This window comes from Mucilaginibacter gossypii (assembly GCF_017569325.2).
Taxonomy (GTDB): domain Bacteria; phylum Bacteroidota; class Bacteroidia; order Sphingobacteriales; family Sphingobacteriaceae; genus Mucilaginibacter; species Mucilaginibacter gossypii.
The window spans coordinates 5,923,485-5,947,735 of record NZ_CP071878.2 but is presented as its reverse complement, the minus strand read 5'-3'; the positions used below and the strand labels follow the sequence as shown (position 1 = coordinate 5,947,735).

20 protein-coding genes are annotated in these 24,251 nt (G+C 42.7%); 8 read left to right on the top strand and 12 right to left on the bottom strand.

What is annotated here, in order from left to right; genetic code table 11:
• Positions 1 to 48 precede the first annotated feature (48 nt).
• Together J3L18_RS25290 and J3L18_RS25285 are read right to left on the bottom strand one after the other, a co-directional pair.
• Positions 49 to 1,563 (bottom strand): alpha/beta hydrolase-fold protein, encoded by a 1,515-nt coding sequence (locus J3L18_RS25290; RefSeq protein ID WP_129571749.1) that lies wholly within the window; start codon positions 1,561 to 1,563, stop codon positions 49 to 51.
• Between the two features lie 211 nt (positions 1,564 to 1,774).
• Positions 1,775 to 4,471, bottom strand: coding sequence for an outer membrane beta-barrel protein (locus J3L18_RS25285; protein ID WP_129571750.1), 2,697 nt, complete (start codon positions 4,469 to 4,471; stop codon positions 1,775 to 1,777).
• 537 nt (positions 4,472 to 5,008) lie between these two features.
• Between J3L18_RS25285 and J3L18_RS25280 the strand changes: the two genes are divergently transcribed.
• The 6 genes from J3L18_RS25280 (at position 5,009) to J3L18_RS25255 (ending at position 9,738) form a co-directional block, all read left to right on the top strand.
• The gene (locus J3L18_RS25280) at positions 5,009 to 5,416 is read left to right on the top strand and encodes a hypothetical protein (protein ID WP_129571751.1); all 408 of its coding nucleotides are present in this window, start codon (positions 5,009 to 5,011) and stop codon (positions 5,414 to 5,416) included.
• Between the two features lie 119 nt (positions 5,417 to 5,535).
• On the top strand, positions 5,536 to 7,074 hold the full coding sequence (locus J3L18_RS25275; RefSeq protein ID WP_129571752.1) for a YifB family Mg chelatase-like AAA ATPase: 1,539 nt from the start codon (positions 5,536 to 5,538) through the stop codon (positions 7,072 to 7,074).
• Between the two features lie 678 nt (positions 7,075 to 7,752).
• A complete protein-coding gene (locus tag J3L18_RS25270; protein WP_129571754.1) occupies positions 7,753 to 8,097 on the top strand; it encodes a hypothetical protein in 345 nt (114 codons plus the stop codon).
• Positions 8,098 to 8,171: 74 nt separating this feature from the next.
• On the top strand, positions 8,172 to 8,732 hold the full coding sequence (locus J3L18_RS25265) for an REP-associated tyrosine transposase (RefSeq protein WP_129571755.1): 561 nt from the start codon (positions 8,172 to 8,174) through the stop codon (positions 8,730 to 8,732).
• 125 nt (positions 8,733 to 8,857) lie between these two features.
• Entirely contained in the window at positions 8,858 to 9,301 is a 444-nt protein-coding gene (locus tag J3L18_RS25260) for a hypothetical protein (protein ID WP_129571756.1), read from the top strand.
• A complete protein-coding gene (locus J3L18_RS25255; protein WP_129571757.1) occupies positions 9,298 to 9,738 on the top strand; it encodes a hypothetical protein in 441 nt (146 codons plus the stop codon). The genes J3L18_RS25260 and J3L18_RS25255 overlap by 4 nt, the downstream gene beginning before the upstream one ends.
• Before the next feature lie 192 nt (positions 9,739 to 9,930).
• On the opposite strand, the gene J3L18_RS25250 is transcribed toward J3L18_RS25255, so the two are convergent.
• From J3L18_RS25250 to J3L18_RS25240, 3 genes are all read right to left on the bottom strand, one after another.
• On the bottom strand, positions 9,931 to 10,110 hold the full coding sequence (locus tag J3L18_RS25250; RefSeq protein ID WP_129571758.1) for a hypothetical protein: 180 nt from the start codon (positions 10,108 to 10,110) through the stop codon (positions 9,931 to 9,933).
• Positions 10,111 to 10,376: 266 nt separating this feature from the next.
• Positions 10,377 to 12,167, bottom strand: a complete 1,791-nt coding sequence (locus tag J3L18_RS25245; RefSeq protein ID WP_129571759.1) for a cellulase family glycosylhydrolase — start codon at positions 12,165 to 12,167, stop codon at positions 10,377 to 10,379.
• A gap of 38 nt (positions 12,168 to 12,205) precedes the next feature.
• Positions 12,206 to 13,609 (bottom strand): glycoside hydrolase family 30 protein, encoded by a 1,404-nt coding sequence (locus J3L18_RS25240; protein ID WP_129571760.1) that lies wholly within the window; start codon positions 13,607 to 13,609, stop codon positions 12,206 to 12,208.
• A 274-nt stretch (positions 13,610 to 13,883) separates the two neighbouring features.
• Between J3L18_RS25240 and J3L18_RS25235 the strand changes: the two genes are divergently transcribed.
• On the top strand, positions 13,884 to 14,255 hold the full coding sequence (locus J3L18_RS25235; protein ID WP_090532688.1) for a response regulator: 372 nt from the start codon (positions 13,884 to 13,886) through the stop codon (positions 14,253 to 14,255).
• A 311-nt stretch (positions 14,256 to 14,566) separates the two neighbouring features.
• Here the strand turns inward: J3L18_RS25235 and J3L18_RS25230 are convergent, their stop codons facing one another.
• The 6 genes from J3L18_RS25230 to J3L18_RS25205 all read right to left on the bottom strand — a co-directional run bounded on the left by J3L18_RS25230 (position 14,567) and on the right by J3L18_RS25205 (position 21,823).
• Positions 14,567 to 16,147: a M1 family metallopeptidase gene (locus J3L18_RS25230; protein WP_129571761.1), complete on the bottom strand. Its 1,581-nt coding sequence runs from the start codon at positions 16,145 to 16,147 to the stop codon at positions 14,567 to 14,569.
• 97 nt (positions 16,148 to 16,244) lie between these two features.
• The gene (locus tag J3L18_RS25225; RefSeq protein ID WP_129571762.1) at positions 16,245 to 17,168 is read right to left on the bottom strand and encodes a hypothetical protein; all 924 of its coding nucleotides are present in this window, start codon (positions 17,166 to 17,168) and stop codon (positions 16,245 to 16,247) included.
• 79 nt (positions 17,169 to 17,247) lie between these two features.
• Positions 17,248 to 17,991 carry a hypothetical protein gene (locus tag J3L18_RS25220; RefSeq protein WP_129571763.1) on the bottom strand — a complete coding sequence of 248 codons (744 nt, stop codon included), beginning with the start codon at positions 17,989 to 17,991 and terminating at the stop codon, positions 17,248 to 17,250.
• A 243-nt stretch (positions 17,992 to 18,234) separates the two neighbouring features.
• Entirely contained in the window at positions 18,235 to 19,563 is a 1,329-nt protein-coding gene (gene ffh / locus J3L18_RS25215; protein ID WP_090532696.1) for a signal recognition particle protein, read from the bottom strand.
• 71 nt (positions 19,564 to 19,634) lie between these two features.
• Positions 19,635 to 20,327: a response regulator transcription factor gene (locus J3L18_RS25210; RefSeq protein ID WP_189549490.1), complete on the bottom strand. Its 693-nt coding sequence runs from the start codon at positions 20,325 to 20,327 to the stop codon at positions 19,635 to 19,637.
• Positions 20,315 to 21,823 (bottom strand): sensor histidine kinase, encoded by a 1,509-nt coding sequence (locus J3L18_RS25205; RefSeq protein WP_129571764.1) that lies wholly within the window; start codon positions 21,821 to 21,823, stop codon positions 20,315 to 20,317. Before J3L18_RS25205 ends, J3L18_RS25210 begins: the two co-directional genes overlap by 13 nt.
• Positions 21,824 to 21,951: 128 nt before the next feature.
• On the opposite strand from J3L18_RS25205, the gene J3L18_RS25200 reads away from it, so the two are divergent.
• Positions 21,952 to 23,154, top strand: coding sequence for a DUF3738 domain-containing protein (locus tag J3L18_RS25200; RefSeq protein WP_129571765.1), 1,203 nt, complete (start codon positions 21,952 to 21,954; stop codon positions 23,152 to 23,154).
• Between the two features lies 1 nt (position 23,155).
• On the opposite strand, the gene J3L18_RS25195 is transcribed toward J3L18_RS25200, so the two are convergent.
• Entirely contained in the window at positions 23,156 to 24,178 is a 1,023-nt protein-coding gene (locus J3L18_RS25195) for a DUF3078 domain-containing protein (protein ID WP_091174944.1), read from the bottom strand.
• Positions 24,179 to 24,251: the final 73 nt, after the last annotated feature.

Below are 24,251 nucleotides of genomic sequence, written 5' to 3'. Positions count from 1 at the left end.
CTACATTCAAAAAACTGTCGTTTTTAAACGGCCTCTACGGTAAGCAACCTATCTGGGCCCATACTGCAATGCGTAGGGAATTGGCGTTATCTTCTTTTTCGCGATATTATCGGGGGTTACGTACACAAAATCAAGCTTACGGCCACCTTCTTTTTGAAAGTATTCTATCCGAAGGGGATAAAATCCCTTTTTTAGAGGAGCAATGTATGACCGTTGTATATCGGCATCGTGCAAACCATCAAGGTCAATGATCGGCTTATCATTCAGGTACACTTTGCAGCCATCGTCGCTCCCTAACCCAAAAATGTAATAACCGTCTTGTTTAACTTCAAATTGCCCAACCATCACTACGCCGAAATTGTTTTGCCGGGGAAGTTTATTGATATCAAAAGTGCTATCGGCCGTGCCCTCTTTAACTGGTTTTAACGCCTTAAAGTCGGGCAGTTTATCCCACTGCCCTTCATAATAGGCGTAATGAAAACCGCCGGGCTTGTCGTTTTTCCTGAGTGGTTTTGCGGGCAGGTAAGTGCCCTCCCTGAAATCGCCGCTGGTGCTCTTGTCAAATTTAGGACGGCTGGCAATCTGCCTCAAGGTAACTTTTGCAGGGCCGGATAGTTCTATTTCGGGTTTTGCAAACGGCGATGTAACCAATGGCTGCGAGCCATCGAATGTATAATGCACTTTTGTGGTATCATTAAAATACCAGATTTTTATGGGCTTATTCTTTAGCACAATCCCGCCGGAGGGGTGAAACTCAAGTGGCTTACCGCCGTAGTCGTTATAGGCAAACCTCAGCCCATCATAAAAGTTTTTTAGTCGTACAGTGCCATGCGATTCGGCGGGGTAAGCTTTTACCACCCATTCAAAACCTGCCGGCGCATCTTTTTTCAGCAGGCTGTCCATGGCATTAATCTTCATTTCCTTCATGCCCCGTCCTTCCCGGCCGCCTATGTAAAGCGCTTTCTCCTTACCTGCAAGCGAAGGCAGCTTCTCTTTAACCTGCTTAAGCATCACGCCATTATCCCACCAATAACTTGGGTCGCCGGCAATATAATTGCTAAAAAGCTGCGGCTCGTTCAGTAAAGCATAAGTAACAAACACACCGCCGAAAGAGTGGCCGAAAAGAGTATTATCACCATCAGAAGGATAGGTTTTATCAATATAAGGGATCAGCTCCTCTTTAAAAAACTTTAGAAATTTGTCAGCCCCGCCCGATGTTTTATTTCCATTATTATGGGTCGGCAAAAAATCTCTATCACGGTCAACATTCAGTAGCCCGACAATTATCATTGGCGGCATGGTGTGCTCATCAAAAATAAAATGCTGGATATCGCGCCCTAATTTTATATTCCAGTCGTCAATGATGTACAATACATCATATTTGGTTGCCGAACCTGCTTTATAGCCATCGGGCAATATTACCTGGATAACACGTTTCTCATTTAATATAACCGAATTGATGGAATCGCGTTTACCGGGCAGGTCCTGCGCCTCAGCGCGTCCTGACAAGCTAACTATTACTGCAATAGTAATGGACAGAAAAAGGTAGGTCCTGGTTTTCATAATGGGGGAGGCTTTGATTACTGGTAAGACTATACCTTAGTAAGGATAGTTACACAAAGCAGGCAAAAAACAGCGGCTGGCTCTTTTTACATAGCTAAAAGCAGAATGCACAAAGCCCAAAGCTTAATTCGTTGATTATTAACACTGTTTAATTACTTGAATTATTAGACGCTATATAGCTTAATACAGTTCCTTTATTTTTTTCCGACATTTATTTAGTGCTTAGCTTATTGAACTTGACACTGTAAGTAACCAGGAAATATCGCTTCAGTGTATTGTTTTGCACATCGTTAACCGAATTGGTGTTAATGTAACGGTACACGCTCACGTTTTGATTAAAGAGATCATAAACGGAAAGTTTAAGTTCTCCCCGGTCTTTTTTAAGCATTTGCAGGGCCAGGGACGAGCTCACTACGTTAACCCCTTTTTTAAAACCTGCCGCAACCTGGCTGTTATAATTAAAATCCTGCCTGGTTTCCCAGATGATTTTTTTAGGAAATCTTACCACCAGGCTGTTGCTTATATTGTAGGTAGCTACTCTGATGCTCCTGAAATCGTCGTATTGATATTTGGAGTTCGATTGGTTAAAACCAACGGCGGTATTCAGGTCAATCACATCTTTCCAGTTAACATTAATATTTTCACGCAATCCATATGCAACAGTATTTTGCCAGCCTTCCACATTATTCAGCAAATTAAGGTTTTGGTAATAGTTGCCGTAAAAATTAGCTGATGTGCCGAGCTGCCAGTCTTTTATCTTTTTAAACCCTTTAGAGACACCAACTGAAAAATTATAGCTCGGCCTGCCATCGCGGTTAACGGTAGTACTATTTTGCACCCCGTCTGAGCGAATGGTTTGCTGTGAAATTGCCATGTTTTTTTGCGAAGAAATGTTGCCGTACGAGTAAATACCCAGCTGACTGTTATTAAAGTATTTGAAAAAATTAAAGTAATAGGTATTGCTTATGCCAGGCCTCAAATTTGGATTACCTGTATAGCTGTACAACGGGCTATAAACAATAGTAATAGGCTGCAGGTTTGATACCCCCGGCTGGTTAACACGGCGCTCGTAACTCAAAAATATTCCATAAGCTTCGATACGAATTGTTGGCAACAGGAAAAAATAATTTTGAACAAGCCTGCTGGTCGCGAAATTGTTATTGATCTGCTGCCATTGGGTGTTAAGCCCGGCGATGATTTGTGTGTTTTTATTGAGCTGATAAGTGATCCCCGGTTTAATATTCTCGGTCCACAGATCCCGTTTAAGGTCGGAGCTTTGATTAGTGAGCAGCGAATCAAAGCCGCCTGTTTTACGGTCGAAGGTAAAAACCTGGTCGCTGGTTTTATTATATATGCCCGATGTGATAACATCAACAATAAGCTTTTTAGTTAGCGGGTATCGGTAACTAAAATCGAGATTGCCCGAAGCATTGTTTGATGTACGGGTAGATAACCTATGCAGGCTATCTGATAATTCCGGGCGTTGGTAATTAACCACATCATTATTAGTGAAATTGTTGTTATGATTAGGGCTAATGCTGAGGTTATGCGATATGGTGAACGATTCTTTACTGCTCTTTTTGGAGCGTTTATGAAAATAAAAGCTTTGGTTAAATTGTGTTGAATGCCCATCTCCCCATGAATTTGATACCGACTGGTTCACCGGCATATCAAAATTGTTTGATGTGCTGCCGCTTGACGCGGAGGTATTACTATTTGAATTATAACTTAATGATGGATTATAGCGCAGGTTACGGATTGTGTCAGGCTTCCACTCCACAAGCCCACTTAAAGTGTGTACATAGCTGGTCGCGATCCTGCTGTTAGTAGATCGGGTTAACAGTGTGGTATCCTTCAGAAACTGCTGTTGGAAATTAGCCGATTCATTTATATTATTACGTTGGGTATAAAAGTATTGCAGGTTAAGCTTTAGCTTTTCGCCATAGTTTTGGTTAAGGTTAAACCCTCCTGACGTAATTTTTTCAATGCCGCCGCCCCAGTTTCGGCCGCCGTTAAAGGATGTGTTACCCCCGCTGCGGTCAAAACCACCCTCGGCATTAAGCTCATCGCGAGAGAAAGCTGTATGATTAAGGTTATTGCTTAACCCGATGAGGCTTACCTGCAAAGTATCCCGAAACATATTGAACAATCCGCCGGCCTCGTACCTGTCGCGCGAACCCACACCTCCGAATACCTTGCCGAAAACGCTTTTCTTAATGGCCTTTTTAAGTTTGATGTTAATGATCTTCTGTACCTGGGTTTCACTTACCAAATGATCGGGGTCGTTTTCCCGGTCGTCATAAACCTGAACCTGCGCAACAATGGCCGCGTCCAGGTTTTTGGTAGCGATCTTAGGGTCCGAGCCAAAAAACTGCTTGCCATCAATCAACAGTTTGCTTACCTGTTTCCCGTTAACGGTAATGGTTCCGTCGCCATCTATTTGTACGCCGGGAAGCTTTTTAAGCAATTCTTCAACGGCGGCATTGGGGCGGGTTTTGAAAGCGGCAGCATCAAATTCAATGGTATCTTTTTTTACTTTGACTGGCACCCGCTCTGCACGTACCACCACTTCCTTAAGCATCTTACTGCTGAGGGTAACGTTGCCCAAATCAATTATATCGCCTTTTTTAAAATTAAAATTATGGATATAGTTTTGATACCCGGCATAGGAAATAACCAGGCGTACCTGTTTATCAACCGGTAGGCGCTGTAATTCAAAATCCCCGTTCTTTTTACTGAGGGTATAAGCTATAAGCGATGTATCTTTCAGGTCGACAACGGCAACAGTACTCAACTCAAGAGCTTGCTTATTCAGGGAATCGGTGACTTTCCCTTTTATTGTGGCTTTTTGGGCAAAAGCCCCGGAAAACAGGCATAACAGTATTAATGAAAGAAGGATGGTTTTCATCAAGGTTTAGGTGCAGACAGGTAAGGTTAATTAAATTGTGTTATAGGTGATGTAGGGCCGTGGTAATTAGGGAAACTTAAATCATGAGGTAGTTATAGGGTTTAGATGTTAGCATGTTGGTTAATTTTTTTGATAGACGCGTATTCGACAAATATCAAGCTTTACGTTTAAAGCATAAAAAGCTCCTCTGCTTAACCACTACATCCATAACCCCGTAGGCGGCATTATATGCTATAAATGTGCTCTAATAACATGAAAGCAGCATTAATATTGTTGATATGCTACAAAAAAGGGGGATATTGAGTATTGTAACATTGATTTTACCAAAGTGTCCTTTTTCCCGGAGCCATGCAGAATAAAATTATTTCTTTCTCCGCGTTGTTTTTTTGCGATATAAACATCAAACCAAATAAAGAAATATAAACGCGATAAAAACCGAGTATGTTCACAATAAAATTTTGCCAATCCCGTTTTTAAACTAATATTGTGCAAGTAATATTATTTTGTACCGAATTAATTACCTAAAACCATAACATTATGAAAGCAGCAGAAACCTACAAGTCCATTTATGTAACGTTTTACAGGTGGAATGTTAAAAACTTTGGTCACGGCGGATTGCCGAAAGCCAACGCCCTTTTTGGAGCAAGCTTTTTGATGATCATTTTGCTGGCCGTTTTGGTAAGTGTTGCACAGTTATTTTTAACCGCCGGCTGGTTTCAGTTAAGCCCGGTATCCGGCTTAATGATATTACTGGGCGCCACGGGCGCGTTTGTGCTTAATTATTTTTTATTGCTGAACAGCCGCTACTTTAAAAAAGTTAATGCCGCTTTTGCACGCATCAGCAAACACAATCCCAATACGTGGTCAATAATGCTGATGGTTTGTGTGATTGTTTCCTGCACTATGCTCCTGGTTGTTTGCCAGGCCGGAACATTTTTAAGATGAGATTAAACAATGTGATTATAAGAAGGCCCGCCGGTACCGGCGGGTTTTTTGTTTTATAGTACGGCTTTATCACTTCATCAAAATTCTATATCTTTCGCTTCATTTAAACTTTTATCACAGTGTTGGTTAAAACTTTTGGAAGCGCGGTTTATGGGATACAAGCTATTACCATAACAGTTGAGGTGAATATTGCATCGGGCACAAAATATTTCATTGTGGGCCTGCCCGATGTGGCTGTAAAAGAAAGTTATTTCAGGATAGAATCGGCGCTAAAAAACTGCGGTTTCAGGATGCCCCGCCAGCAGGTAGTGGTTAATATGGCCCCGGCCGATATCAAAAAAGAGGGTTCTTCCTATGATCTTACTATCGCCACTGGCGTATTAGCCGCATCCGGCCAGATAGAACCTGAAACCCTTGATAAATTTATCATCATGGGCGAGCTTTCACTCGATGGAAGCCTACAGCCCATAAAAGGCGCTTTGCCCATAGCCATACAGGCCCGAAAAGATGGCTTTAAAGGGTTTATCCTCCCTAAACAAAACGCCCGTGAAGCATCCATTGTAAACGACCTTGAAGTTTACGGCGTTGAAAGCATTAAAGACGTTGTCGGTTTTTTCAACGGCACATCCGACCTTAAACCCGAAATAGTAAATACCCGCGAAGAGTTTTACGACAGCCTCTGCAATTACGACAGCGATTTCAGCGAAGTAAAAGGCCAGGAAAATATTAAGCGGGCGTTAGAGATTGCCGCGGCTGGCGGCCATAATGTGATCCTGATCGGTCCGCCCGGAGCAGGTAAAACCATGCTGGCCCGGAGACTGCCCTCTATTTTGCCTCCATTAAGCTTATATGAATCGTTAGAAACCACCAAGATCCATTCGGTGGCAGGTAAGCTTGCCGCTGCCGATGCGCTGGTAACCATTCGCCCGTTCAGGAGCCCTCATCACACCATTAGTGATGTAGCTTTAGTAGGAGGGGGAAGCAACCCTGCCCCCGGCGAGATCTCTTTGGCCCATAACGGCGTTTTATTTTTAGATGAATTGCCCGAATTTAAACGCAGCGCGCTGGAAGTAATGCGCCAACCGCTGGAAGAGCGCCGGGTAACCATATCACGCGCTAAATTTACAGTTGATTATCCAAGCAGTTTTATGCTGGTGGCAAGCATGAACCCTTGTCCCTGCGGATATTATAACCACCCCGAAAAAGAATGTATTTGCCCGCCGGGTATGGTGCAAAAATACCTGAGCAAAATTTCAGGCCCGCTGCTGGACAGGATAGACCTGCATGTGGAAGTAACGCCGGTTAACTTCAGCGAGCTATCATCCGACCGCGCTGCCGAAAAAAGTGAGCTCATCCGCGAACGGGTGATCAGGGCAAGGGAAATCCAGGTAGAGCGTTTCGGCAACCGTCCCGATCTGCATGCCAACGCGCAAATGAGCCCTCAAATGGTACGCGACCTGTGCAAAATCAACGCGGCCGGCCAAACCCTGCTTAAAAAAGCGATGGAGAAACTCGGCCTCTCGGCAAGGGCTTATGACCGCATACTGAAAGTATCCCGCACTATTGCTGATCTTTCCGGGAGTGAGGAAATTAAACTGGAGCATCTGGCAGAGGCTATACATTTCAGGAGTTTGGATAGAGAGGGCTGGGCGGGATAAAGGTTATGCGAGACGGTGTCTCGGGAAAGAGTAATCCGAAGCCGGAAACTTCAGACAGCAAGGGTAGCGTCTTTTGGTTTTATTCTTATTCGGAGAATAGGTACAAGTATAAAGGCAAAAATAAATGATTAGCAACAAATCCATTTCAAGTGTAACAAATAAGAGCGATAATCGCATGGCTTATTGGATCTCTGTGTCTTGCGTGATCATTATCGGATTTTTTTGTCGAGATTTTATTGAATTGATTTGGGGTCTTTTGGGATTTGTAATACTTTTTACAGCAATCTCATACATTTCAAAGACTATAGTTTTAACAGAAAATTCTATAATTATTCAGAGCATTTTCGGGAAAGACATTACAAAAGATGTAAATCAATGCATGCGTTTAACAACCTCTTGGCTCCTGATAAACAGAATGAAATTGGAGTTCATTGATGGTAGCCGGTATTTATTTAACGGAAACTCCTCTGACAAAGTTGTGAAAGAACTAACCGGAATTATTGCTCAACGCACTCCGGCACAAGTATGAAAATCTGGCGATTTGTACCTTTACCATATATCCCGCACTATCGCTGATCTTTCAGTGAGTGAGGAGAATTAAACCGGAGCATTTAACTGAGGCTATTAATTTCAGGAGTTTGGATAGAGAGGGTTGGGCTGGGTAAAGATGAGATACTTATGGGGACTTTTAATATTTTAAAAACAGAAATAAAATGTGGAAACTGCGATCAGGTACGCCCGGTTGTTATTCAATTTCGTTTTGGCGATACCTGGCAACTCGTATATCAGCTGGGTGAAAAACTGATTTGGGGAGGTAATGATATCGGCAAAGCTAATTTGAATGTTGTTAATGTTTATGGGTATAGTGGAGATAACCTCTGCCCTCATTGCAATAAGTTTTTTGAAGAAGAAGAGTTTGATATAAGAATAGAACGCGACTTTATAACGGCTGTATCTGCAATGAAAAACTATAAAAAATATCGGGAGAACGAAGATGATGAGTATTACGAAGTGAATGATTAGATCAGCCCCCACTGGCGCAAGTATGAAGGGGTGGCAATGTGTGAAAAGGCTACTTGTGCCAAATATTCGAAAATATGAGTACCAAATACAAATTTCACGATCAGGATAAATTATACTTTGTAAGCTTTTCTGTTGTGTATTGGATAGACCTTTTCATAAGAAATGAATACAAACAGGTATTGCTTGACAGTTGGAGGCATTGTCAAAAGCATAAGGGTCTTGAAATATATGGATGGTGTATTATGACCAGTCATGTTCACATGATTATTGGAAGCAACAGCAATAAATTGGAGGATATATTGCGTGATATGAAAAAACACACCGCAGCCTTATTACGAAGTACAATTGAAAACAATCGTATTGAAAGCCGAAAGGAATGGCTTTTATGGATGATGAAACGCGCCGGAACGAAAAATAGCAATAACGAAAAGTTTCAATTATGGCAACAGGACAATCATCCCATTATGCTGTTTAACCATAAAGTATTGCATCAAAAATTAGATTACATTCATAACAACCCGGTAGAGGCCGGATTTGTAGAAAAACCTGAAGATTACTTATACAGCAGCGCACGGGATTACTATGATTTACCGGGCTTGGTTGATATTTTATTAGTCGATCCGTTGCTGGCTTAAATTATAGAAAAACTAAGAAGGCACAAGTAGCCTTTTCACACATTGCCATCCCTTCATACTTGCGCCAGTAAAGTGAAGGATGTTATTACGAAGTAACTAAAACTCTCAAATAAAAAAACTTAAATATGTATACCGACTTCGACCAGCACGCCTTTGATATTGATTGGTATTTAACCAACGGAAAAGAAGTCGCCTTTATGACATCTGCTGGTACTTGTTTACCGCGGTCTGTTGCGGAATCTGCTCAAAACAATATGGTATTGCAGGAATACTTTGAGGGCTTGCCATATACAACCAAATTTGTTATTAACCCTGATCTGGAGAACATCATAAATTCAGAGGCAGACGAGCAGTATCTATCGTCTTTTATAAACATGGCAATGAAAGGGCTTTATGCTTTCGACAAAACAAACTTAGGTATTTTCAACGATCCGAATTATCATTTAGTGGCAATGCCGGTTACTCCGCTAAATGTAAATTTATTGCCGGCTGAGATCGCAAACATCATCATGAAAACCCGGTTAAATGGCCCAATGGGTTTAACGTTTAATATTTCTATTTTAAAATGACAACCAAACCTTTACTCCTTATCACTATCACAGCACTAACAATTTTTTCAAGCTCCTGCAAAACCTATTACATGCCTGTTGGTACTTTCCTGGAGCAGGTGCCAACCCTGGAAACGGTGAATTTAAGGCCGGTTACCGCCCAGGACCCTCTTGGGCATAAGCATACCTATAGTGTTTATCCTATTGATTCGATTAAATGTTTCGATAAAGACGGAACTCCTTACAAGTTAAAGAACGGGCCATCCATTGAAATACGTTTTACAGATATCAATGGCAAGCGATCAACCTTTTACTTCGACCGCACCTGGGTTATCCAGGATTCTGTTATCGGTGTTCAGTCAAAGATTCTTTCACTGAAAAAAGCAATACCGGTAAGCACTATTAAAACAATTGAAGTACAGGATGGGCGAAAAAAATACAAATACATTAACCAGTAGGCCAATATAAAGATGGCTCACACAACAGCTAATTTGGAGTTTAATAACGGGCGCTACAAAACCATTCAATTGCCGGCGAAGCCGGGGCTGATACCCGGCGCGGGCAAATTGGGTTATGCAGCTTAGCAGGTTACCTGCAAAACTTTAAGCCATACGGCCAACTGTACTATTATTATAAATAGCGCTGTTGACTTAAAAGAAGCATGGCCCGCGGTTGCTGCCAATCGGAAATTTGTTAACCCTGCCATGCACATGATCGCAATGTGTATGATCGCGATACATTTTTTGATGAGATGGCGGGCAATTTACCTGTAGTGGTTGGGTAGTTTCAGTCTTATCAGGCTGACAAACTATCGTAGCTTGTTTTTTCATAACGACTTCTCCCTATGTTAGGTGACATTGATAATTGATATAATAAATTTAACTATAAAAGCACTTATTTACAATAGCTTTTATCAGAAAATAATATTAAAAAATTGCGGCTAACCTCGAAGGTGCAAGTAGCTATTGCCCGCAGGCAAACCCTGCATATTTGCGCCAGCAAAGGAAAAAAATCATTTGTGGCATCTTAGATAAATAAACAGCCGGAGCAAATAATATATACTCCGGCTGTTTAAATAAGTATAGCGTACCTGTATTTATTTTCCTTTCCAAAACTGCAGGTAATGCAGGTTGTACCCTCCGTTGTTAGCTAATACCTTTATTTTGTTGCTCCCGGCTTTTAAAACAATGTTTTTTACAGCAATAACCTGCCATTTTTTTAACCCGCCGGTGTTGGGAACCGCCACTTCTTTTGCCTGGGTTATATTATTAACTAAAACAGATAGTTGGGCATCATCGGTGGCAGATGCCACTTTGAGGCTTAGGGAGTATACGCCCGATGTTTTAACCTGTATTGTGTACTGGGTCCATTCATTGGTTTCAATATGATCTACATAGTAACTTTCATACTTCGTAGAATCTTTGCTGATATCAACGCCGTCATTCCGGTAAACGTGGCCTTTGTTGCCAACACCGGGTTTGCCTGAAGTATGATAGTCGGCGGTATCGGTGTCAAAATAAGCGTAACCGTTGCGGCCCAGGTCATAATCAACAGCATTGATCACGGTGCCGTTGCCAATCCTGTTGGCTTTAAAGGGCTTGGTAACGGCTGTGTGCGGCTGCCTGAAAATAGCATCGATGACATCATGATGGATAATGGTATTTTCTAATTTAGCATACGTAGCCAGCTCAAGGGTGCCGCTATACGTATTGCTTTCGTTAGGTTTATTCCTGCCGGTGTTCAGGTACCTCGCCACATCATCATAGTTCAGATTTGAACGGATCTCCATCGGGTTATTATTGCCCAGCTTTTTCAATGGCCATAATGACCAGCCAATGTTATTTTTTTCTAACAAACCGATAGCTTCGGTAAGCCAGGTATTTGAGTTTTCGCCGGTTTCGCCTAACCATACGGGGATATTATACTGCTCGCGGGTTTTTACGATATGATCAACAGACTTCTGATCGTTAAAATTCCAGTATTTATGAAAGCTCAGAACCATGTTTTTATCCCATTGGGGTAAAATACCATTATAGTTATTGCCCCAGCCGTTGCCTTCAATAATAATGATGTGTTTTTTATCTACCTCGCGAATGGCAGCAGTAATATCAACCATCAGTTTTCTTAGCGGTCCGTTTGTTTTTTCCTTCAGTCCGTTTTTATCATTTTGAGGATCGTCAAAACCCCAGTTGGGCTCGTTGATGATATCATAAGCACCTATATAAGGTTCGTTTTTATACCGTTCGGCCAGTTTACGCCAAAGGGCTATGGTTTTTTGCTTATTGGCCTCGCTGTCCCAAAGCGATGGTTTGTCCGGGTCGCGGTCGGAGATGTTCAGGTCGTTGCCTTGTCCGCCGGGGGCGGCATGCAGGTCAAGGATTAGGTACATGTGGTTTGCTTTACACCAGGACAGCAGATCGTCGGTCATTTTAAACCCTTTATCCAGCCAGGTGTTTTTACCGGCAACGGGCTCCTTATCAACCGGCAAGGTGTAAAGGTTATAATGCATTGGCAGGCGGATAGAATTAAATCCCCAGCGTTTCATCGAATCTACATCAATTTTGCGGGTATTATTGGCCAGCCAGGTATCATAAAACTCCTTAGTTTCGGCCGGGCCCATTAGCTCTTCAAACCTTTCGCGAATGCGGTACTGCCGGCTGTCTTTGTTAATGTGCAGCATATAGCCTTCCTGCAGCATCCATCCCCCTAAACCCATCCCTCGCAGCAATACATTCTGCCCCTTTTCATCAACTATTTTTTTGCCTTCGGCTTTTAAAAAGCCTGTTTGCGCATTTCCTTGCAACGAGACAAATAATGCAGGAGCCGCGGCAAGCAGAGCTTTAATCCCAGACCTTACCTTTATGTTTTTTATTAACGATGTTAACATGTTGTTGTGCATTTAAATTTTTCCTGAACCGGTTTATATTACCAGATATACGTTCCAACCGAACCTTTATCAAGTTTAACAGCTAATACTTTACCCTGGTATTGAATGTTAAAATCCAGCGCGCCATCGCCGGTGTTGGCCACGATAAGCACTTTTTTGCCATCAGGGGTTTTGAAAGCCACATTAGGTAAAGTATCCATATTGTTTGATGCAATACGTACTGAACCCGGACGTACAAATTTAGAAGCGTGGGCAATTGAATAATAAGCTACGTTCTTCTTAACCTCGTTTTTATCAATGGTAACCGCACCCTGGCACATTGGGCAGCCACCCCTGTCGGTGTAGGGCTTATATTCAGGGTCGGCGGCAAGGTTCCATTCCAGTACATTGCGGCTCCAGTTACGGGTTGCGCCAATAATAAGGCTTTTTACCGGCCAGGCAATGTTGATGGTACTTTGATTTTCGGGCTCAACGGTCATCTGCTCGGTAAAGTAAATATTTTTATCAGGATGGGCGTTGTGCACATCGGTAAGGGCCGAGATATCGCCGCCATACAGGTGAAAGCCCGAACCATCCACATATTTACGGGCAGCCGGGTCGTTCAATATCGAAATAGGGTAATCGGGCCTGTCGGCATTATGATCATAAACAATGATCTTTGTTTTGATGGCTGCCGCTTTAAACGCGGGGCCAAGATTATTTTTGATAAAGTCGGCTTCGTCGGGCGCAACCATCAGCAAGCTGGGGTTATTACCTGGGTGTAATGGCTCATTTTGAATGGTGATGGCATCAATATTAATTCCATTGGCCTTCATCGCCAGGATATATTTAACCAGGTATTTTGCATACACCGGGTAACAATCGGGTTTTAATCTGCCGCCGCGGGTATCATTATTGGTTTTCATCCAGGCCGGCGGCGACCATGGCGAACCCAACACCTTGATTGCCGGGTTAATTGCCAGGATCTGTTTCATTACCGGGATCACATCGGTTTTATCCGGTCCAAGGTTAAAATGTTTTAACGTTGGATCTGTCTGGCCTTTGGGCATATCATCATAGGAGAATACTTTCTCGTTCAGATCGGATGCACCAATACTCAGCCTTAAATAACTGATGCCAATATCATTCCCCGTAACCGCAAAAAGATTTTTAAGCAGCGCGGACCGGCTTCCGGCACTCATGCGGATGATGTGCATGGCGCTGCCCCCGGTTAATGCAAATCCAAACCCGTCTATCGGCTGATAATGTTGCTTATCCTTAACAGTAATAGTGGTGCCGCTGGCCGCCCCGGTTTTAAAAATAAGCGGCTCCTTTTGCTGCTCAAAAAGTGCCGATCTGTCGGCCCTGGTAAGCCACAAGCTTGCCTTTGTTTGCGCGTTTATTGCAGCAGCCGGGCCAAGCAGCATGGCGCCCAATAAAATCGATTTGATTTGCGTATTCATGAAACAGGATTTACAGGTTTATTTGTTGATAACAGGAATTAATAAGGCTGTTAAAATTGGATAAGTAAAAATATTACTGTTTTTAATAAAACGTAGTAATTAATCGGTTACAAAGTCAATAATTAGATTTTGCAGTGATTAAGAAGTAGTTTACGCATGGAGTTAATTTAAAGCAGGGCGATATAAAGTCTTATTTAAACGGGCAAATTTAATTTTCAATTTAAAACATTTGTTTTTATGAAAAGATTCCTATAAATTCACATACAACTATCCAATGAATACTCCATCTAAAAAAATTGTCATATTTGATGACGACGAGGACATACTTTCTATTTGCAGTTATATTTTGGAGGAACAAGGGTGGGAAGTGCACACATTTAGCGACTGCAATAACATTGTTGAAAAAGTTTCGGGCATCTTGCCTGATGTGATCATGATGGATAACTGGATCCCCGATTCGGGCGGAATCATTGCCACGCAAACCCTCAAAAAAACCGAAGGACTTAAAGAAATACCGGTAATTTACTTTTCGGCAAACAGCGATATCCAGATCCTGGCCAATCATGCCGGCGCCCAAAGCTATTTAGCCAAACCATTTGACCTTGAAGACCTGGAAAAGGTGATCAACAGGGTGATAGCGGCGTAGGTGGGATAAACCCGAGTTGCGGCTTATCGTATATCTGTATTCTTTAATCTTACTAAAATAAATTCAGTTGTCATTTCGACAAACCAAGCGGGTAATGTACGGGCGTGAGGAGAAATCTTATACGCCAGCCCTAAATCAGATGTAGCGGCCCTGCTTGGTGTATAAGATTTCTCTTTCGCCCCGGCGCTCATGGCCCACGTGCTCCATCGAAATGACAATTTTCTTTTTATTTAAAAGAGGGATATAAACGATAGCATTTGTTTTAGTCTATAACAAGAAAGAAGACACAAAGTCCCCTCTTTAAAACGCTTCTATCTTTTTTCCTCAAACGATGCCAGCAGGTTTATATTCGGGTCCACCTTAACATCTGCCGGTTTGGCTTTTACCCGGAAACGGGCTGTTGTCGATTTCTCTTTTACCGGCACGGTTAACAGCTGCCCGTCAACAGACACCTCCAGCGGCAAATTGTAAACATAGGCCTGGTTTTGGGTTACATTTATGGTAATGTAACTATCCTTTTCATTATACTTCCAGCTAACCGCCAAATTTGGGTGCCCTGCGTTGCGCAGCCATTGCGTAAAAAACTGTTTCAGGTCCTTGCCGCTGGTTTGTTCCATTACCCGCCTTAAATCATCAGTATTGGCATTGCTGCCCTGGTATTTTGAATAATAATTTCTTACCCCTTTCCAAAAAACATCGTCGCCCAGTTTGCGCCGCAGCATGTGCAGCACCCAACCGCCTTTTTCGTAACTATTGGCATTAAGCAGCTGCATAAATTTTGTTTTAACAGCGGTATCAACCACGGGGGTTAAACGCTCTTTTTCAAAATCCAGCACTTTTTTACGCTGGCCAATAAGGCGTGTTTTTAAGGTATCGGCCCCGTATTTATTTTCGAGATAAAGATTGGTCATATAAGTAGCAAAGCCTTCACTTAACCAAAGGTGGCCAAAGCTTTTCTCGCTGGCGCCATCGCCAAACCACTGGTGGGCAATTTCATGCGCCATTAGTTCTTCTATATCCGGACTTTTAACCGACTCTTCAAAGTAGAATATGGCACTGGCATTTTCCATACCGCCAAAAATGGTTTTCGACTGCACGTTGGCCAATTTTTCGTAGCTGTAAGGGCCAACATTTTTTATAAAGTAGGGGAGAATGTTTTTAGCTACAGCATAGCTTTTAAACCCCACCTCTTTACTTTCCGGAAAAACATAGGTAAAAACCGGGATTCCGTTAACATCACCGGGGCGGTCAACTGCAAACTCAGCTACGCCTATAACCATTACTTTGGTAGGCAGCGCAACGGCTTCAACCCAATGGGTTAATTTAAGCTTTCCGTCGAGTTCCTTTTCTTCGGTTTGCAGGCCGTTTGATACTACCTGGTAATGATCGGGCGCGGTTACAATAAAATCAACCGTGGCTTTGTCGGCAATATTATCAACGCAGGGCAGCCAGTTATGGGCCCGGTTAGGCCAGTTATCACCAAAAAAAGTACGGTGCCCGAATGCGTTGGTCGAGATGATCAACCCATCGGCCGGCATGCCGCTGTAACTTATCGTATAATCGCGGGTGTTTCCTTTATAGGCCCGGGTATTGATCTTTAGCTGTTCATCATCCTGGGTAAACTTTACCGGCTTCCCATTTTCGGTTACTGCCGATACCAGCATACCCTTGCCTGCAGCATTCTTTTTCACCAGGTCGAGGCTAAACCCTTCCGCGCCGTTCAAAAACCTTACCGAAACCGTGGCCTTTCCCTCTATATTATTATCGGCGTCATTAAGTTTAATATCAAACGTATAATGTTTAACATCAATCTGCGCCCCTGGAGCCTGGGCAAATGCCGGCATGGTAAACAGGGCCGGTAACAATAAAAGAATAAAAAATATCCTGCGCATAGCCGTGGTTCAGTTTGTTTTGTACTGCAACAAAGCTAATAAAAACATGCTGTCATCCACCCTTCCAGGCTATATGGTTTATCACATTTTTACATTGCTAAAACGTTACATTAACCCCTGTGGTGAACAAAAAGTAAAGCCCGTTCATTTTGGTGTTTTTTACATAATCAACCTGGTTAAATGGCTTGATGAGGTAGGGCGTAAAGAGGATTTGCCACTTGTTAATAGTATAGGTTAAAGGCAACGATCCGCTGAAAGCAAGCAGCTTATATTGCCTTACCTCGCGCTGGTTTTGCTGCGTTACCGTTTGCGTTATGATAGTTTGCTTTGGCTGACTGGGAAACAGGATATTAATAGGTGTTTGCTGCTGGGGCTGCTCTATCGAGCGGGTAACCTGCGATTCGGTATAATAAGTTTGGTAGAAAGATTGTGTACCGGCATAAAGCGTGGCGGTAGGAGTAACTTTTAGCCCGCTTTTTTTATCCACGCCTGTTTTCAGGGCAAAAATTTCTTTTGATAATTCGGCCGTATTAACAACGTCGTTGCTGTTATTTTTATTAAACCTATAGCTGATGCCCGCGGTAAATTTTACAATATCATCCGGATTGGCATACAACTGTCCGTCGAGCGTGGCATTAAATGATGAAAGTATAATGGGACTGCTCTTGGTGATAAAATATTTAGTGGCCGATACGTTGCCTCCATAATACCGTTTTGCATCAAACGCGAAAACATAGCCCGGTGTAACGCTAAGGCCCTCGGTGCCCGATTTGGAGCCATTAAGATCAAAATAGCCGATAGCACTTACAAAAAAGCCCTGCTTGCTAACTAATGTAACCGAGGGAAGAAGCACCGGGACACTGCTTTCATCGCGCCGGCCGGCATAGGTAAGGTTTGAAAGATATTGCAAACCCGCATTTACAAACAACTCTTTTGTTTTTGCCGCGGTATCAGGTTTTTGCTGGGCATAAACCGCAGGGCCGGTCAAAGCCAGCAGCAGGATAAGTTTAAGTTTTTTCATAGCTAATGTTGAATAAAAAAAGTGCGGATAATCAAAAAGGCCGGTACCGGCCTTTTTGATTTAATGTATGTAAATACTATTACTGTTTGGTAGCGCTTAGTTTGGCTGAACTTTTGCCCGAAGTTTTAACAGTAACGCTTTTCTTTCCCGCCTTTACAGCAGTACTGGAAGCGCTGCTATTTGAGAACCCTGTATTTAGCTTTTTAGAGCCCGCTGCCACGTTACCTGTGCTGTTCAGGTTACCGGACGAGGTAACACTCACATTTTTGCTAACAGCATCGGCGCTATTACCCGCGGCCATTGCAGTTTTACCTGTTGTTGTTGTAGCGCCAGCCCTTAAAGCGGCAGCATTGCTGCTTACTTTTTCGGTAGTGTTAGCAGCAACACCTTCGGTTGTGGTTAATGCTTTTTCGCCTGATGCTGTTACTCCGGTTGCATTAACAGTACCTGCGGCTGAGGTATTGCTGCTAACACCGGCTTGTGCAGCTGTTGTACCTGCCGTAGTATTTACGGTTGAGGCAACGTTGCTGTTAACATTGGCGGCCTCACTGGCGGCAACGCCCGTTACGGCCTGGTTGGTGGTAGCCTGGGTTTGAGCGGCTGTCCGCGCTGCTACATTTTGAGCCTGTGTTGCAGCCTGGTTGGTTACGGTTGAGGTTGTGTTAACCGCTTTTTGCGCTATAGATGCAGCATTCACTGTTGGCGTAGCTACCCGCGTAGCTATTTTGGTAGCGGTAGTTGCTCCAAGATTAACCTGGGCCGAACCAACTTTAAAAGCAAATAACGCAGCGGTCAATAAAACGGGTTTAATTAACTTTTTCATGATTAGTTTTTTAGTTATTAATATGTGAGGGAGGGGTAAACTTAAGCCCTCATCTGTTCGCTGTAGTAAATCAAAGTAAGTGCCATTGCACAGTAAATGACATTTTAATGACTTCAATTCGCAAAAGGTGTGAAATTGTGTATAATAAATTATACATATGTTCATTTTGTTCGTCAGCAAAGGAGCAAAAAAAACGTCCCTTGTTTTTAGCAAGAGACGTTCTTTTTATAAGTTATACCTACCTTACATTTTAGGCATCCTGCGCATCATGTTGGCCATAGCAGCGGGATTGCTCATTTGCTTCATCACTTTCTTCATATCATCAAACTGCTTCATTAGGCGGTTAACTTCCTGTAAATCGGTGCCCGAACCTTTGGCTATGCGGTTACGGCGGCTTTGATTAATGGTTTCAGGGTTAGCTTTTTCAAACGGGGTCATAGATTGAATAATGGCCTCTATCGCTTTAAACGCATTATCATCAACCTCAACATCCTTCATCATTTTGCCCACGCCCGGTATCATGCCCATCAGATCTTTCATGTTACCCATTTTCTTGATCTGCTGGATCTGGCCGTAAAAGTCGTTAAAGTCGAACTTGTTTTTGCGGATCTTCTTCTGTAGCTCGGCTGCCTCTTTCTCGTCAAACTGCTGCTGGGCGCGTTCAACCAACGACACCACGTCGCCCATACCCAGGATCCTTGATGCCATACGATCGGGGTGGAAAACGTCAAGCGCTTCCATCTTTTCGCCGGTACCAATAAACTTGATAGGCTTATTAACAACCGATTTGATAGAAAGGGCCGCACCACCGCGGGTGTCACCATCCAGCTTGGTTAAAACCACACCAGTAAAATCAAGGCGGTCATTGAACACTTTAGCAGTATTCACAGCATCCTGGCCGGTCATGGAGTCAACCACAAACAGGATCTCGTGTGGTTTCACGGCATCTTTTACCTGCTCAATCTCCACCATCATGGCCTCGTCAATAGCCAAACGGCCGGCGGTGTCAATAATCACCACGTTATTACCGTTCTGCTTAGCCTGGGCTATACCTTCGCGGGCAATAGCAACCGGGTCTTTCGAGTCGCGATTGGCATACACCGGGATACCTATTTGCTGGCCTAAAACCTCCAGCTGATCAATAGCCGCCGGACGGTAAATATCATCAGCAACCAGTAATGGTTTTTTATTGCGCTGTGTTTTTAAATAATTGGCAAGCTTACCTGTGAAGGTTGTTTTACCAGCACCATTCAAGCCGGCAATAAGGATGATGGTAGGAGTAGCCGGAAAATTCAGATCGGCTGTGGTACCGCCCATCAACGCGGTAAGCTCATCGTTCATGAGCTTGGTAAGCAGCTGGCCTGGTGAAATAGATGTTAATACATTATTACCAAGCGCCTTTTGCCTCACATCATCGGTAAATGCTTTGGCGGTTTTATAATTAACGTCGGCATCAAGAAGGGCCTTGCGGATCTCCTTCATGGTTTCGGCCACGTTTATTTCAGTAATAGTTCCCTGACCCTTCAGGACCTTGAACGCCCTGTCGAGTTTATCCGAAAGATTTTCAAACATTATATTAAAAAACTTTAATCTTTTTTATAAGAATGCAAAGGTATGATTTTGAACTATATTAACTCAATTACTTAGTAGATTAACTTGTAACCTCGGCCACGAACGTTGAGGATACTTACTGATGGGTCATCTTTCAAATAACGCCTCAGCTTGGTAATAAATACATCAAGGCTCCGGCTGCTGAAATAATCGTTGTTTTGCCAAAGGCTTAACAATAACTCATCACGATTAAGCAGTTGGTTTTTATTCATAATCAATAGGTTAAGAATTTCTCCCTCTCGAGTGGTCAACATGCGGCTTTTCTGTTCAAAATTGAGTTCCCCTTGCGGATAATGAAACCGGTACCGGCCAATCTTGGTAATGCCGGCACTTTTATTTGTCACCAGCCTGTTTTTACTCAGTAAAGCCCTTATCCGAATAATGAGCTCCTCCAGGCTGAACGGTTTTTTTAAATAATCGTTCCCCCCGCTTTCAAACCCCTCAACCACGTCCTGCGGTAAAGATTTGGAAGTAAGGAAAATCACGGGTATTTCTGTATCCACATTCCTGATCTGCCGGGCAAGGTCAAAGCCGCTGCCATCAGGAAGCATCACGTCAAGCACTATGATATCGGGCTGGCTATCATAATAAATGACCTTAGCCAACGCAATCGTATCAACCAGAAACACGTTAAACCCTCTTGATTGAAGGCTTTCCTGTACTATCTCGGCCAGTACCGGTTCATCCTCAACCAGTAAAACCTTAACGTTATTTATATTGGCCATGCTAAACTAAGTGTAGTACCCTTACCTAACTCACTTTCTATTTTACACCATCCCCGATGCCGATCCACAATGCTTTTTACATAGCTCAGCCCAAGGCCATGGCCTTTTACCCGGTGTTGGTTTCCGGAAGGCACGCGGTAAAATTTTTCAAACACCAGCGGCAAGTCGTTGGCAGCTATACCTATCCCATTATCTTTTACCTCGATGATCAAAAAGTTGTTCTTTATGCTCACACTTATCACCAGTTGAACCCGAGGGCCCGAATACTTAAGTGCGTTATCAACCACATTATTAACCGCATGTTCAAAATACAATTGATCAACCATGATTTTATTTATTCCGGTACTGTTTACATAGTTCCAGTTTATTTCCTTTCCGGGCAATGCTGCCGCGCTTGCTAACAGACCTTTTATTTCGGCGTCGATATCAACACGTTCTGGCTTTATATCAAAATCCGCGTTTTCATACACCGAGATGCTTAGCACCCGATCAACCAGCCCGGCCAGTTTTTCGAGTTCATTTTTGGTATGAGAAAGATAACGCTGCGTCTTTTCACGGTCATCAAGTACACCAAAGCCGTTCAATGCTTCTATTGCAGCCAAAGCTGTGGCAATCGGCGTTTTAAACTCATGGGTTATGTTGCTAATAAAATCATTTTTGATAGCCGATAGCCTTTTTTCCCTAAACAGGGTACGCAATAAGTAGATAAGGCTAAAGGCCACCAATGCGATAAGCAGCAGCGAACCGGCAAACATAAGTCCCATACGCCCAATAACGTATGAAAAAGGATTGCTGAACATGGCCCTTACGTATTTGTCGCTGCCTTTTTGTTTATAGGTTGGGTACGATTTGGTAATGATGGGATAACGGGCCAGCAGCTTTTCATCAAAATGGTTCAGGTTCATCGTGCTATCGGCATCGCGCAAATAAAATCGGAAGGGGATATCGATATTTCTTTCCTTCAGATAATTTACAAGTACTGGTCTTAGGCGTGTCGTGTCAAAATCATACTTATTAACGTTATCAACCATAAAGCCGCCAAGGTTTTGAGTGCGATAGTATACAACATGATTTTGCAGATCTTCGCTGCGCATGGTGTATGCAAACCGTTGGGCTATTATCCATTTAAAAGTGGTATCACCGGGCAACAATGCCTTGTTAATACCGCGAAAGCTTAATGCCGAAGATGAAAATTTTTGTCCCGGCTTATGGGCGTTTGCTATAGTAAAAATGTGTTTCTTTTCTGTTGTATCAAACCTGCTTGTCATCAAAAACTCGGTAGTATCCATTAGCCGTTTGGCAAGCAACTGCTGTATCGTATCACAACGGAGGCTAAATTCTTTTTTCAATGCATCCTCAAAAGCCATATTTACCTCTTTTTCAAAAGTGGCCTGGTTTACCGCATAGTAGTTTTTCACCCAGTAAAATTGCAACAGTAAAAGATTTGCAATTGCCACGGCACATATAACGATAACAAAGCGGGTGTTTTTCGGCATTATCAAATGTAAAACATCGACGTTAAATACGATCAGCTGTTAACATAATATAACGTTTGTTAACCTGACCGATAACACAGTTTTACTTTTACACACTCCATTTTTGCGGTATAAAATCCGTATTCATCATGAAAAAAATATTCGCGTTGCTTTTATCGGCTTGTTGCTTTTCCGCATCGGCCCAGCAAACTTTAAAACCCGGCGATATTATTCCCGCTATTGTTATAAAGCCCATTATTAATGCGCCGGCATTGCAAGTTAACCTTGCCGACCCGACTAAAGCACCGTTCTACATTTTAAACTTTTGGGGTACCTGGTGCAGTCCCTGTATCCCCGAAATGGACGCTTTGGCCAAACTGCAAAAAGCAAATGAAAGCAAGATTCGGGTGATTGCCCTCTCCAACGAACCAGCCGAACGCTTAAAAAAATACCTGGCCAAAAAACCATCAACTCTATGGCTGGCCAGCGACACATCTTACTTTTTATATAAAGCATTCGGGTTTTCATCTGTTGGGCAATGTGCTATCATTAATAGCAGGCATCAGATCATGGCACTTGTAAAAACAGATTCGGTAAATCAACGGCTAATCAATAAACTTATGGTCGGTAAGTCAATCGAATCATCGGCAGAAGTAAAGGAAGCACCAATAAACAACAGCAAAGATATTTTCGGAGTAGATAGCACTATTAACGAAAGTTTTACCATTCGCAGCTACATGAAGGGGCAACAAAGTATGGGCAGGCACTATTTAAACGCGCCATACAATGGCAGAAGGGTGAGTTATATTAATGTTTGTGCTGATGTTTTATTTAAAGATGCGTTTGACATCACCTCCTCAAAACAGATCGTTTATGAGATAGATGAAAAGTCATTATGTGACTTTGATAATAAAAATTCCCTTTATTGTTTTGATCTGTTAGTTAAACCCGAAGATAAGGACAGTCTTAGCAGCATCATGCAAAAGAAGCTGCTAACTTCACTCCCTATAAAGGCCCGGATATCCGAAAAGTTAATCCCGGTTTATGTACTCAGAGTAAACCCAGACCAAAAATTGGCATTCCAGGTATCAACGCAAAATAAATCGATGATCAGTTTTAGCGGGGAAGGGTATAACGGCACATCGGTGTCGTTAGCAAATTTCGCAAATGATTATTTGAGCAATGACCTTGACCGCCCGGTTGTGGATGAAACCGGATTGAAAGAAAAATACGATATAAAAACCACGGTCGATCTGCGTACGCAAGAGGGAGTAGTACAGTCGGTAAACAAGCTCGGCCTTATACTGGATAAGGCCGAACGTAAAATGAAAGTATTAGTGTTTTACAAATAGGTTACGGGAACCGGTACAGCATCCCCAATCCAATACCTTCATAACCCTGCGCGCTATCGGATGTATGTTTATCATACAACAGCGTTCCGTTTACCGTTGCACTAATTAACCTGTTCACTTTAGCTGTTAGCGTTAAATCAACACGGTGGGTAATAAATTTTGGCGATTGGGCATAAGGGATAAACAACGCGTAACGGGTATTTAAGTGAATGTTTTTGGCTATATCTTTATCCAGCAACGCAACAACCTGGAACGCAAGATCGTTTTTCACGGTTTTTAACGTATCCACACCGTAGTTATCTTTTTGATATTTGTGGATGGCCTGATCAAGTACAAAAGTTTGTCTTGCAGTACCGGTACCTAAACGCAAATCGAACCAACTTTTTGGCTTATACTCAAAACCGACCGATTCGGTAAGATAACCCGGCGACATAAAGTTTGAAATATATTGCTGATCAAATTTTCCATTCCCCATATCAACATAATTGAAACCTTTATCAAATTGCGACTCAAAGGTTAACGAACCGAAGAAGTACCAGCTTTTTGATAATTGAGACGCTACTTTGTTATCAAAATATATACGGTCCTGCGTTTTACGTTTGCCCTGTCCCTTATTTTTTGATACGCCGTAAGTAAGGTTAAGCTCGGATACGTAACTGAAAGGCGCTTTGTTATATTCGGTATGATAAATAAAATTTGAACCCAATGCCACCGCGCTTACGCCACCCGCCGCATAATTGCTGCTAAATGCCGATTGGCTAAAGTTCAGCCCAAATGTGATTACCTTTTTCCAGTAGTTTACTTTATAATCGAGCATGGTAACAGGTACCATTTCGCGCTGGATCTGTATGGGGCGAACCCGGGTGGGGATGGCGTTTTTGCGGGAATTTATCCGGTATTTATTAAGTACGGCAGTGTCTATTTTAACACTATCTTTTTTCAGGGTATCTGTTTGTGCTTTTGCTGATAAAACGCACGTGACTGATAATGCGAGTATTAGTAATCCCGGTTTTGTTTTTAACATAGTAAACAAATTAAAGCAAAAATCTCCTTTTTTACCCACAATAAACAAAAATGTTGCTTCAGGGTTTAGTCTG